Raw genomic sequence first — 11,437 nt, forward strand, 5'->3', positions numbered from 1 at the left:
TCGACGATGATCTTCGAACGCTCCTTGCAGCGCGAGCTAGCGTATACGGCCGGTGCCGTATTCATGGTACTGCTCACAATTTTTCTCACGACGATGATGATCCGCATCGTCGGCTACGCCGCGTCCGGTGAGGTCGACCCCAAGGACGTCGTCGTCCTCATCGGCCTGACCGTCATCGGCTACATCGCGGTGATGCTCGTCGTCACGATGTTCGTCTCGATTTTGTTCGTGCTCACGCGGTGGTACCGCGACTCCGAGATGGTCGTCTGGCTCGCCTCCGGCGTCAGCCTGACGCAATTCATCAAGCCGATCGCGAAATTCGCGGCGCCGCTGATCTTGCTCGTCGCGTTTTTCGCCTATGTCGGCTGGCCCTGGTCGAACGCCCAAAGCAAGCTCATTCGCGCGCGGTTTCAGCAGCGCGACGAAGTCTCGATGCTCGCGCCCGGGCAATTTCGCGAATCGCCCGCGTCTCACCGCGTCTTTTTCATCGAGAAGATGACGCCCGATCAAACGCACGTTCAAAACGTGTTCGTCACCAGCACCGAAAACGGCAAGGTGAGCGTCGTCGTTTCGCAAAACGGTCACACCGAAACGATGAAGGACGGCTCGCGCTTCGTCGTCCTCGAAAACGGCCGGCGCTACGACGGCGAGCCGGGCAAGCCCGATTTCCGCATCATGGAATTCCAGCATTACGGCGTCAAAATCACGCATCAGCCGGTGGTCAACGTACCCACCACCACGAGCCTGTCCACGTCCTCGTTGCTGCGGCACCCCACGCGCACCAATCTCGCGGAATTCGCGTGGCGCACCGGGCTACCGCTCATGGCCGTGAACTTGATGCTGCTCGGCATTCCGCTCGCCTATCAAAACCCGCGGCGCGGGCGCACGATCAATCTCGTCATGGCCGTTCTGATTTTCCTCACCTATTCGAACCTGCTCAACGTCGTGCAATCGTGGCTCGAGCAGGGGAAGATGTCGTTCGTCGTCGCGCTCTTAGGTTTGCACGTCGTGGCCGCGCTCGTCGTGGTTGCCGTGTTCTGGCTGCGGGTGCGCAATCGTCCGCTGATTCCACGCGAGTGGCTCGCGTTCGGACGAGGAGCCTGAGACGATGCGCATCTACGAACGATACTTCGCGCGCCAGGTGTACCTCGCGTTCATCTTCATCTTGTTCGCGTTTTCGGGTCTGTTCTTCTTCTTCGATCTGATCAACGAACTGAACACGGTCGGCCACGGCAATTACAAATTCGGCTACGCCGTGCTGCGCGTCGCGCTGCAAACGCCGTCGCGCTTTTACGAAATCATTCCCGTCGCGGCGTTGATCAGCGCGATCTACGTATTCGCGCAGATGGCGGCTAGTTCCGAATACACGATCTTCCGCGTATCGGGGCTGTCTACGGGCCAAGCCTTGCGCTCGCTGCTCAAGATCGGCATCCCGCTCGTCGCCCTCACCTATTTCATCGGCGAGGTCGTCGGCCCGTACTCCGATCAACTGTCCGAACGCGTGCGCCTCGAGGCGCTCGGCTCGGCCGTTTCGAGCAACTTCGCCTCGGGCGTCTGGGTGAAGGACACGCTCACGGCACGCGAAGACGGCCAGCAAGTCACGCGCTTCGTCAACGTCGGCGAATTGATGCCCGATACGACCATTGCCAACGTGCGCATCTACGAATTCGATCCGGGATTCAGGCTGACCAATCTGCGCACGGCGCAAACGGGCCGCTACGAAGGCGACGGCCACTGGTTGCTCAAAGGCGTGACCGACACGCAACTGAAGAGCCTGCCGCCGCCGGCGACATCGGTGCCCGCCGACGCGCTGAACCCCGTCTATCGCGCGGCGCAGGTCACGCTCCCCGAATACTCGTTGCGCTCGGAGTTGACGCCGCAGATTCTGTCGGTGCTGCTGGTCTCGCCCGATCGGATGTCGATCTTCAATCTGTTTCGCTATATCGAGCACCTGGTCGAAAATCATCAGGACACGCAGCGTTACGAGATCGCCATTTGGAAGAAGCTGCTCTACCCGTTCGCCGTGCTCGTGATGTTCGTGTTGGCGCTGCCGTTCGGCTATCTCCATACGCGAGCCGGCGTCGTCGGCGCGAAAGTGTTCGGCGGCATCATGCTCGGCATGAGCTTTCAGCTCATCAACACGCTCTTCTCGCACGTCGGCATGCTCAACACATGGCCGGCACCGGTCACGGCAGCCACGCCTGGGCTCATCTATCTTGCGCTCGGCCTAGCTGGGCTCAAGTGGGTCGACCGGCACTGAGGCCGCAAAGGCAGGAGTCGATGAACGCAAGCGCCCATCCCTTACGCGGCATCGTGCTCTTCGCCCATGGCGCGCGCGATGCGCGGTGGGCCGAGCCGTTCGAGCGGCTGGCAGCCAAGCTGCGCGCCTTGAGCGCGCCCGATACGCAGGTATCGCTTGCGTTTCTCGAATTGATGACGCCCGATCTTCCAACCGCCGTCGCCGCTCAAGTCGCGGCGGGCTGCACCTCGATTACGGTCGTGCCGGTATTTTTCGGGCAAGGCGGCCATGTGCGGCGCGATCTGCCGGTTGCGATCGAAGCATGCCGCGCGGCCCATCCGCATGTCGATATTCGCGGCACCGTGCCCGTCGGCGAGGACGATGCCGTTCTCGATGCGCTAGCCGCTTACTGTCTGCGCCAGTTGAACGCGAGCCCCGACGACGGAGCGGCCCCTGGGGCGACCCGTTAGATAGGCGTATGGGCTCGTAGGATGAAAACGCCGCGCCGCTTAGGCGGCGTGCGCGTAGGGATCGCGTTCGACGGCGCGTGCGTCGTCCGCTTGCGGATGGGCTGAATGGGTCGAATGGCCCCGTTCGGCAAACGCCTCTCCGATCATCAACAGGCTCGGTTGGCTCGCATCGAGCCACGTCTGCGCCTCGCCCATGGCGAGCGCTTCGAGCGTCAAGGTCAGCGTGCGTTCGCGCGGCGTACTGCATGCCTCGACGATAGCGACGGGCGTCGCGCCCGCACGTCCGGCGTCGATCAACTGTTGTGCGATCTCGGGCGCGCTGTCGCGGCCCATATAAAACACGAGCGAATCGGCGTTGACCGCCTCGCGAATCGCTTCCGTATCGGGCGCGCGGCTCTTGGTCGCCAGCGCTACGCTGCGCGACACGCCGCGCAACGTCAGCGAGCGCTTGACCGACGCCGCCGCGGCGAGCGCCGCCGTGATGCCGGGCACGACCTCGTAGTCGATCCCCGCTTCTTCGAGCGCGCGCATTTCCTCGTCGGCCCGGCCGAACAGCATCGGGTCGCCGCCCTTCAGGCGCACGACCACTTCATGCGAACGCGCCGCATCGACAATCTGCTTGTTGATGAACTGCTGCGCCGTCGAGCGCTGCCCGCAGCGCTTACCGACAGCGATCTTGCGCGCGTGCGGCGCGTATTCGAGCATCGCGCTCTCGACGAGCGCGTCGTGTAGGACGACCTCGGCCGTGCCCAACAAACGGGCGCCGCGCACCGTAATGAGATCCGCCGCCCCCGGTCCTGCACCGATCAAATACACTTTGCCCATTGCGCTTTCGTCCTCTCGCGTGTGTGGACGGCGCCTCAGGCGCCGTCTCGTTCTCCATCACGCGGAATATGCACGAATCATACCGGCTGCCACCGTATGATGCGTCGCCTCGTCGATCAGCACGAATGCGCCAGTCGCCGGTTGCGCGTCGTAGGCATCGCATACGATTGGCTTTTGCAGCGTCAAGGCCACGCGTCCGATGTCGTTCATCTTCAGGTCGCGCACGTCGCTCGTGTGAGAGAGCGTGTGGACGTCCAATACTTCCTTCACCGAGCCGATACGCGCGAACACCGTATTGGTGGTTTGCTTGAGCAGATACTTTCGCTGCGTGGAAAGCGGTTCTTCGTCGAACCAGCATAGATCGGCCTCGAGCTTCTTCGACGGCTGCGGCGCCTCTTGCGCGGCCACGAACGTATCGCCACGCGAGACGTCCACGTCCTCGGCCAAACGAATCGTCACCGTCTGTCCCGCAAACGCCCGGTCCACTTGCGCCGTGCCGCCGGGCACCGGCGCGATGATCTCGGCCACCGTCGCTTCGCGCGCCGCCGGCAGCACCACGATCGTATCGCCCACGCGCACCTCGCCCGCTTCCACTCGGCCCATATAGCCACGGAAGTCGTCCGCGCTCGAGCCGTCTTGACGCGCCACCCACTGCACCGGGAAGCGCAACGCCTCGCCCGTGGGCTGCGCCACCGGCAGCGCTTCGAGCACGTCCAAGAGCGGCTCGCCCGCATACCACGGCATGCGCTCGCTCGCCTGCACGATGTTGTCGCCCTTGAGCGCCGACACCGGCACGAAGCGCGCGTTCGCAATGCCCAACTGACGCGCCAATTCGACGTACGCGTCGCGGATCTCGTTGAAGCGCGCCTCGCTGTAATCCACGAGATCCATCTTGTTGATCGCCACGATCACGTGCTGCAAGCCGAGCAGCTTCACGATCGCGCTGTGGCGCTTCGTCTGCGGCAGCAGCACCGTTTGACCGTCCGGCGTCTTCGTCACGCGCGTCGCATCCACGAGGATGATCGCCGCATGCGCCGTGGACGCGCCCGTCACCATGTTGCGCGTGTATTGCTCGTGCCCCGGCGTATCGGCAATGATGAACTTGCGGCGCGCCGTGGCGAAGTAACGATAGGCCACGTCGATCGTGATGCCTTGCTCGCGCTCGGCTTCCAAGCCGTCGGTCAGCAGCGAAAGATCGATCTCGTCGCCCACCGTGCGCTTGTTCTTCGCGCGCGAGAGCGCCGAGAGCTGGTCGGACAGCACGGCGCGGCTGTCGTAAAGCAGGCGCCCGATCAGCGTGCTCTTGCCGTCGTCGACGCTGCCCGCCGTGATGAAACGCAGCACGCCGAGGTCTGCCGGTTGATGAGGAGTACTCATGTTCTCGATTCCGTCTTCGATTGTTCGGGTGCCGGGCTTCAGAAGTAGCCTTGCTTCTTGCGCTGTTCCATCGCGGCCTCGGACGCCTGATCGTCCATCCGCGTCGCGCCGCGCTCGGTGATGTCGGTCACCGCCGTCTCGGCGATGATCTTCTCCACGTCGTCGGCGTCCGATTCGACGGGGCACGTGCAGCTGATGTCGCCCACGGTGCGGAAGCGCACGAGCACGTTTTCGCTTTGCTCGCCCTCGCGCATCGGCGTGAGCGGCGTGACCGGCACGAGCAGACCGCCCCGGCGCACGATCTCGCGTTCATGCGCGTAGTAGATCGAGGGCAGCTCGAGCCCTTCGCGCGCGATGTATTGCCACACGTCGAGTTCGGTCCAGTTCGAAATCGGGAACACGCGCAGGTGTTCGCCCTTGTGCAGACGCGCGTTGTACAGGCTCCACAATTCGGGGCGCTGCGCCTTCGGATCCCATTGGCCGAATTCGTCGCGGAACGAGAAGATGCGCTCTTTGGCGCGCGCCTTCTCTTCGTCGCGGCGCGCCCCGCCGATCATCGCCGTGAAGCCGTGCTGCTCGATCGTCTCGAGCAGCGTCACCGCTTGCGCCGCGTTGCGCGAATCGGTCTCGCGGCGCAGCCGCACCGTGCCGCGCTCGATCGAATCCTCGACGTGACCGACCACGAGCTGCGCGCCGATCTGCGCCGCGCGGCGATCGCGAAAGTCGATCACTTCCGGGTAGTTGTGCCCCGTGTCGATGTGCACGAGCGGAAACGGCAGCGTCGTCTTGCGCTGGGCGCCGAGGCCGAACGCTTTCAGCGCCAGATGCAGCACGACGACCGAATCCTTGCCGCCCGAGAACAGCAGCGCCGGCTTGCTGCATTCGGCCACGAGCTCGCGCAGGATGTGGATCGATTCCGCCTCGAGCCAGTCGAGGTGGTCCATGCGGGTTGCGCTGACCGTGAGCGGGGTCGTCGCGGAGGGTTCGAGAATCGTGCTCATACTTGACGGTTTCCTATCGTTTGCCCGTGTGCCGCCCGGCGCCGATGCGCCTTGGCCGCCGCCACATCATTCGAATACTTCAGTGTAGTGCTTGACACCGGCCGGCGCGTCAGGCCGAAGCCTCGTTCGTCGCGCCGCCCGATGCGAATTGAATGGTCGAGGTGACGTGCAGGCCGCATTCCTTCGAATCGCGCGACTCCCACCACCAGCGTCCCGCCCGGCTGTCCTCGCCCGGACGCACCGCGCGGGTACAAGGCTCGCAGCCGATGCTCGGATAGCCGCGCGCATGCAGCGGATTGACAGGCACATCGAACAGCTTGAGGTAAGCCCAAACCTCGGCTTCGGTCCAATCCGCAAGCGGGTTGTATTTCGCGATGTTCCGCGCCGAATCGTGCTCCTGCTCGTGCAGCTCGGTGCGCGTCACCGATTGCTCGCGCCGCTGCCCCGTCACCCAGGCTTGCACGCCGGAGAGCGCGCGGTTCAACGGTTCGACCTTACGGATCTCGCAGCAGCGCTTGCGCAACTCGACGCTCTCGTAAAACGCGTTCAAGCCGTGCGCCTTCGCGTATTCGTCCACGGCCTCGGCTCGCGGATGAAACTGCTCGATCTCGTAGCCATAATGTTCCCGGATGCGATCGATCATGCCGACCGTTTCCTCGTGCAACCGGCCCGTATTCAGCGAAAAAATGCCGATCGCCGCCTTGCGCGACAAGATGGCATGCGTCAGCACCATGTCTTCCGCGGCCAAGCTGCTCGCGAGCTTGACGCGTTCATGACGCTGCGCGATCTCGTCGACGAAAGCGTGCAGACGCGCGAACTTCGCTTCGAGCGCCGCGTCGACATCGGCTGCGGCGGGCGTGCGGTCCAGGCTCATACACGCTCCGATTCGAGTTCGGCGCGCCGGCGAAACAGCGGCTGCGGCGTATCGAACGCGGCTTGGTACTTGACCGTGAACTCCTCGAATGCGCGCAATGCATCGTGGATGTCCTTGTCGGCCCGCACGGCGAACGCATCGAACCCGCAACGCGCCATGAAATTGAGGTGATCGCGCAGCACGTCGCCGATCGCGCGCAACTCGCCCTTCCAGCCGTACCGATCGCGCAGCAGACGCGCCGTGCTATAGCCTCGCCCGTCGCGAAACACGGGGAAATCGACGCCGATCAGCGAAATTTTGTCGAAGTCGCCGGCCAGATCGGCAGGCTCGTCGTCCGGGGCCAGCCATACGCCGAGCGCATCGCGCTCACGCGAGGCGAGGAGCGCCGCGCTCGCTTGCTTCCAGAGCGCGAACGGAACGAGTACGCGTCCGGCCGGCAACGCATCCGCCGTCGGCAGCGTACCGTCCTCGAGCGCGCGAACAACCGTCCAGTCGTCGCGTACCACCGAGCGATTCTTGATAATCGAAGTCATCTGCAAATATCCCTGGTTCGCCCGTGATTTACGCGTGAGCCGGCTGGCGCGATGCGTAGACGCGTTCCTTGAACGGCGTCACGCCAATGCGATTGTAAGTGTCGATGAACCGCTCGCCGTCGATACGGTGCTCGAGGAACGTGTCGATCACCTTGCTCATGACGTCGGGCATTTCCTCGGCCGCGAACGACGGCCCGATCACGCGGCCCAGACGGGCGCCCGTCGCGCTCGTGCCCTGCTCGCCGCCGAGCGTCACTTGGTACCACTCCGAGCCGTCCTTATCGACGCCCAGGATCCCAATGTTACCGACGTGATGATGACCGCACGAGTTGATGCAGCCCGAAATGTTCAGCGACAGATCGCCCAGATCGTAGACGTAGTCGAGATCGTCGAAACGATCTTGGATCGATTGCGCGATCGGCAACGACTTGGCGTTCGCGAGCGAGCAGAAATCGCCGCCGGGGCAAGCGATGATGTCGGTCAGCAAACCGATGTTCGGCGTGGCGAAGCCTTGCTGCTTGGCAAGCTCCCACAGCGTGAACAGATCGCGCTTGCGCACGTCGGCCAGAATCAGGTTTTGTTCGTGCGACACGCGAATCTCGCCGAACGAGTACTGGTCGGCCCAATCGGCGACCGCTTCCATTTGTTCGGTGGTCGCATCGCCCGGCGCGCCCTTGGCCGGCTTCAGCGAAAGCGTGACCGCGGCATAACCCGGCACGCGATGCGGACGCAAATTGCGCTCGATCCAGCGCGCGAACGCGCGGTTCTCGAGCAGATGCTTTTCGAACGTCGCATCGGTATCCGACAGCTTTTCGTAAGCCGACGGCGTGAAATGGCGCGCGACGCGATCGTACTCGGCTTGCGTGAGCGTCGAGGGACCGTCCTTCAAGTGCTGCCATTCCTCTTCGACTTGCTGCGCGAACTTCTCGGGGCCAAGCGCCTTCACGAGAATCTTGATACGCGCCTTGTACATGTTGTCGCGGCGGCCGAAGCGGTTATATACGCGCAGCACGGCTTCGCAGTAAGTAAGCAGATGCTGCCAGGGCAGGTTCTCGCGAATCACCGAGCCGATGATCGGCGTACGGCCGAGCCCGCCGCCCGCGAGAATCGCGCAGACGACCTCGCCCGCCTCGTTCTTCGAGAGATACACGCCAAGGTCATGGATCTGCACGGCGACGCGATCTTCCTTCGTCCCCGACACCGCGATCTTGAACTTACGCGGCAGCCAGCTAAATTCGGGGTGGAACGTCGACCATTGACGCAGAATTTCGGCCCATGGACGCGGATCGACGATTTCGTCGGGCGCCACGCCGGCGAACTGATCGGCCGTGATGTTGCGGATGTCGTTACCCGACGTTTGAATGCCGTGCATCTGCACCGACGCGAGATCCGCCAGCAGATCGGGGGTCTCCTCGAGCTTGATCCAGTTGTACTGGATGTTCGTGCGGGTCGAGAAGTGGCCGTAGCCGCGATCGTATTTGCGCGCGATGTGAGCGAGCATGCGCAACTGGTCGCTGCGCAAGTTGCCGTACGGAATGGCGATGCGGTGCATGTAGGCATGACGTTGCATGTACAGGCCGTTCTGCAACCGCAGCGGGCGGAATTCGTCCTCGCTCAATTCGCCCGACAAGCGGCGGCGGACTTGGTCGCGGTATTGCGCGACGCGTTCGTCGACGATGGTCTGGTCGTACTGATCGTATTGATACATGCGGGACCCCAGGTTAGTGTCGGACCGCCTCGCGCGGCAGCCGGAAATCGCTATCGATGCGGATGGCGAGCGTTCGTTCAGACAAGCTCGTCATGCGCTAATGACGAAAACAGCTATACATATTGAAAAACGTGCGTCGATCGTAATAAACTGCCCTTATATTTCAAACGACTAAAAAATTCTTTCCTTATGTCGATAGGGTTATAAATGAACCTGCACCAATTTAGGTTCGTGCGCGAGGCGGTCCGCCAGAAATTCAATCTGACGGAGGCCGCCAAGGCCCTGTATACGTCTCAGCCGGGCGTCTCCAAGGCGATCATCGAACTCGAGGACGAGCTGGGGGTGGAGATCTTCACGCGCCACGGCAAGCGTGTGCGTTCGCTCACGGAGCCGGGCCGGATCATCCTCGCCTCGGTCGAGCGGATCTTGCAGGAGGTCGAGAGCCTCAAGCGGGTCGGTAAGGATTTCGCGGCGCAAGACCAGGGCAACCTCGTCATCGCCGCCACCCACACTCAGGCGCGCTACTCGCTGCCCGGCGCGATCGCCGAATTCAAGAAGCGCTTTCCCAAGGTGCACTTGTCGATCCTGCAAGGCAGCCCGACGCAGGTGGCCGAGATGGTCATGCACGATCACGCCGACGTGGCGATTGCGACCGAGGCGATTTCCTCATACAAAGAACTCGTCTCGCTGCCTTGCTTCCAGTGGCATCACGTGGCGATCATGCCGGCCGATCATCCGCTCTTGCAGCGCAAGCAGCTCTCGCTCGAAGATCTTGCGCAGTACCCGCTGATCACGTACGACAACGCCTTTGCCGGGCGCACGAAGATCGATCAAGCTTTTTCGCTGCGCGGACTTGCGCCCGACATCGTGCTCGAGGCGATCGACGCGGACGTCATTAAGACATACGTCGAACTCGGGCTCGGCGTGGGCATCATGGCCGATATCGCGTTCAACACGGAGCGCGACCGCCATCTACGCGCAATGCCGGTCGGGCATCTTTTCGGCAGCAACTTGACGCGTGTCGCGCTGAAGCAAGGCGCTTATCTGCGCAGCTATGTGTATACGCTCGTCGAATTGCTCTCGCCCACGCTCAATCGCAAGCTGATCGAGCAGGCGCTCAAGGGCGAACACGACAGCTACGAGCTGTGAGCCGAACCGAAAGCAAACCGCGTCACATTTCACTTAGCACTTAGCCACGAACTTCAGGAGACCTTTGCATGGCGTTGTCCGCAACTTTGCGCCGCACGTTCGCGCTCGCGGCATTCGCGCTCGTTTGCGCAGCCGAGACCGCTCCGGCGCGGGCCGACATCAAAGTCGGCATCGATTTGTCGTCCACGGGACCCGCAGCCGTCATCGGCATCACGAGCAAGAACGCGATGTTGATGTGGCCCAAGACGATTGCCGGGCAGAGCGCGCAGTACATCTTCCTCGACGACGGCTCCGATCCGGGCGCAGCCGTGCGCAACATCAATAAGCTGATCCACGAAGATCATGTCGACGTCATCGTCGGTCCGAACATCACGCCGGCCGCGTTGGCCGCGCTCGATCCGGTGGCCGAGTCGCATACGCCGATGATCACGCTGATCGGCTCGGGCAGCGTCGTCGAGCCGCAAACCGGCCCGCGCGTATGGGCGTTCAAGATGGCGCAAACCGACAGCGCGATGGCCGATGTAATGACGCGTTACATGTCCGCCCACGGGGTGAAGACGGTCGGTTTCATCGGATTCGCCGACAGCTACGGCGATAGCTGGCTCAAAGAATTTTCGACGTTCGCCAAGCTGCGTCACATCTCGATCGTCGCGACAGAGCGCTACAACCGCACCGATTCGAGCGTGACGGGCCAGGTACTCAAGCTGATGGAAGCCAAGCCCGACGCGATCCTCGTCGCGGGCGCGGGTACGCCGTCCGTGCTGCCGCAGCGAGAACTCGTCCAGCGCGGTTTCAAAGGCCCGATCTACCAGACGCACGGGATCGCCACGCCGGCGTTCATCAAGCTCGGCGGCAAGGACGTGGAAGGCACGCTGTTTCCCACACAGCCTGTCGTCGTCGCGCGCACGTTACCGGCCGACCATCCGTCGAAAAAGGCGGCAATGGCATTCGTCGACAGTTATGAAGCGAAATTCGGGGCCGGCACGGTTACGCAATTCGCCGGCGATGCTGCCGGCGTCTATCCGCGCTTGAACGATGCCGTCGCGCGCGCACTCAAGACAGCGCAGCCGGGTACCGAGGCGTTCCGCTCGGCGCTGCGCACGGCGCTCGAGCAGGCGCACGAACTCGTCGTACCGAACGGCGTCGTCAATACGAGCGCGGGCGATCACGTCGGGCTCGATCAACGCGCGAGCGTCATGGGCGAAATCAAGGGCGGCAAGTTCGTCTACATCAGCCAGTAAGGGGAAGGTCGAAGCACGCA

11 protein-coding genes are annotated in these 11,437 nt (G+C 63.0%); 5 read left to right on the forward strand and 6 right to left on the reverse strand.

Annotation, left to right across the window (positions count from 1 at the left end):
* The first annotated feature begins 6 nt into the window (after positions 1–6).
* The 3 genes from lptF to AB1286_RS07340 are packed head-to-tail and all read left to right on the forward strand — an operon-like array spanning position 7 to position 2,709.
* Positions 7–1,104: an LPS export ABC transporter permease LptF gene (lptF, locus tag AB1286_RS07330; protein ID WP_430365011.1), complete on the forward strand. Its 1,098-nt coding sequence runs from the start codon at positions 7–9 to the stop codon at positions 1,102–1,104.
* 4 nt (positions 1,105–1,108) lie between these two features.
* Complete coding sequence (lptG, locus tag AB1286_RS07335) at positions 1,109–2,260, forward strand: LPS export ABC transporter permease LptG (RefSeq protein ID WP_430362637.1); 1,152 nt, start codon at positions 1,109–1,111, stop codon at positions 2,258–2,260.
* A 20-nt stretch (positions 2,261–2,280) separates the two neighbouring features.
* The gene (locus tag AB1286_RS07340) at positions 2,281–2,709 is read left to right on the forward strand and encodes a sirohydrochlorin chelatase (protein WP_430362638.1); all 429 of its coding nucleotides are present in this window, start codon (positions 2,281–2,283) and stop codon (positions 2,707–2,709) included.
* Positions 2,710–2,748: 39 nt separating this feature from the next.
* On the opposite strand, the gene cobA is transcribed toward AB1286_RS07340, so the two are convergent.
* The 6 genes from cobA to AB1286_RS07370 all read right to left on the reverse strand — a co-directional run bounded on the left by cobA (position 2,749) and on the right by AB1286_RS07370 (position 9,027).
* Entirely contained in the window at positions 2,749–3,534 is a 786-nt protein-coding gene (cobA, locus tag AB1286_RS07345) for a uroporphyrinogen-III C-methyltransferase (RefSeq protein WP_430362639.1), read from the reverse strand.
* Positions 3,535–3,591: 57 nt separating this feature from the next.
* Positions 3,592–4,911 carry a sulfate adenylyltransferase subunit 1 gene (locus tag AB1286_RS07350; protein WP_430362640.1) on the reverse strand — a complete coding sequence of 440 codons (1,320 nt, stop codon included), beginning with the start codon at positions 4,909–4,911 and terminating at the stop codon, positions 3,592–3,594.
* Between the two features lie 38 nt (positions 4,912–4,949).
* Positions 4,950–5,912: a sulfate adenylyltransferase subunit CysD gene (gene cysD / locus AB1286_RS07355; RefSeq protein ID WP_430362641.1), complete on the reverse strand. Its 963-nt coding sequence runs from the start codon at positions 5,910–5,912 to the stop codon at positions 4,950–4,952.
* Positions 5,913–6,021: 109 nt separating this feature from the next.
* On the reverse strand, positions 6,022–6,786 hold the full coding sequence (locus AB1286_RS07360) for a phosphoadenylyl-sulfate reductase (RefSeq protein WP_430362642.1): 765 nt from the start codon (positions 6,784–6,786) through the stop codon (positions 6,022–6,024).
* On the reverse strand, positions 6,783–7,319 hold the full coding sequence (locus tag AB1286_RS07365; protein ID WP_430362643.1) for a DUF934 domain-containing protein: 537 nt from the start codon (positions 7,317–7,319) through the stop codon (positions 6,783–6,785). Before AB1286_RS07365 ends, AB1286_RS07360 begins: the two co-directional genes overlap by 4 nt.
* A 28-nt stretch (positions 7,320–7,347) precedes the next feature.
* Positions 7,348–9,027 (reverse strand): nitrite/sulfite reductase, encoded by a 1,680-nt coding sequence (locus tag AB1286_RS07370; protein WP_430362644.1) that lies wholly within the window; start codon positions 9,025–9,027, stop codon positions 7,348–7,350.
* Between the two features lie 207 nt (positions 9,028–9,234).
* Here AB1286_RS07370 and AB1286_RS07375 point away from each other — a divergent pair, with 207 nt between their 5' ends.
* A complete protein-coding gene (locus AB1286_RS07375) occupies positions 9,235–10,176 on the forward strand; it encodes a CysB family HTH-type transcriptional regulator (protein WP_430362645.1) in 942 nt (313 codons plus the stop codon).
* A gap of 68 nt (positions 10,177–10,244) precedes the next feature.
* Positions 10,245–11,417: an ABC transporter substrate-binding protein gene (locus AB1286_RS07380; RefSeq protein ID WP_430362646.1), complete on the forward strand. Its 1,173-nt coding sequence runs from the start codon at positions 10,245–10,247 to the stop codon at positions 11,415–11,417.
* Positions 11,418–11,437: the final 20 nt, after the last annotated feature.

Source organism: Trinickia sp. NRRL B-1857, from assembly GCF_050470685.1.
Lineage (GTDB): Bacteria > Pseudomonadota > Gammaproteobacteria > Burkholderiales > Burkholderiaceae > Trinickia.

Excerpts from the sequence above, each read along its gene's own strand:
- lptF (WP_430365011.1), top strand. The coding sequence starts at position 7 with ATGATCTTCGAACGCTCCTTGCAGCGCGAGCTAGCGTATACGGCCGGT.
- lptG (WP_430362637.1), top strand. The coding sequence starts at position 1,109 with ATGCGCATCTACGAACGATACTTCGCGCGCCAGGTGTACCTCGCGTTC.
- AB1286_RS07340 (WP_430362638.1), top strand. The coding sequence starts at position 2,281 with ATGAACGCAAGCGCCCATCCCTTACGCGGCATCGTGCTCTTCGCCCAT.
- cobA (WP_430362639.1), bottom strand. The coding sequence starts at position 3,534 with ATGGGCAAAGTGTATTTGATCGGTGCAGGACCGGGGGCGGCGGATCTC.
- AB1286_RS07350 (WP_430362640.1), bottom strand. The coding sequence starts at position 4,911 with ATGAGTACTCCTCATCAACCGGCAGACCTCGGCGTGCTGCGTTTCATC.
- cysD (WP_430362641.1), bottom strand. The coding sequence starts at position 5,912 with ATGAGCACGATTCTCGAACCCTCCGCGACGACCCCGCTCACGGTCAGC.
- AB1286_RS07360 (WP_430362642.1), bottom strand. The coding sequence starts at position 6,786 with ATGAGCCTGGACCGCACGCCCGCCGCAGCCGATGTCGACGCGGCGCTC.
- AB1286_RS07365 (WP_430362643.1), bottom strand. The coding sequence starts at position 7,319 with ATGACTTCGATTATCAAGAATCGCTCGGTGGTACGCGACGACTGGACG.
- AB1286_RS07370 (WP_430362644.1), bottom strand. The coding sequence starts at position 9,027 with ATGTATCAATACGATCAGTACGACCAGACCATCGTCGACGAACGCGTC.
- AB1286_RS07375 (WP_430362645.1), top strand. The coding sequence starts at position 9,235 with ATGAACCTGCACCAATTTAGGTTCGTGCGCGAGGCGGTCCGCCAGAAA.
- AB1286_RS07380 (WP_430362646.1), top strand. The coding sequence starts at position 10,245 with ATGGCGTTGTCCGCAACTTTGCGCCGCACGTTCGCGCTCGCGGCATTC.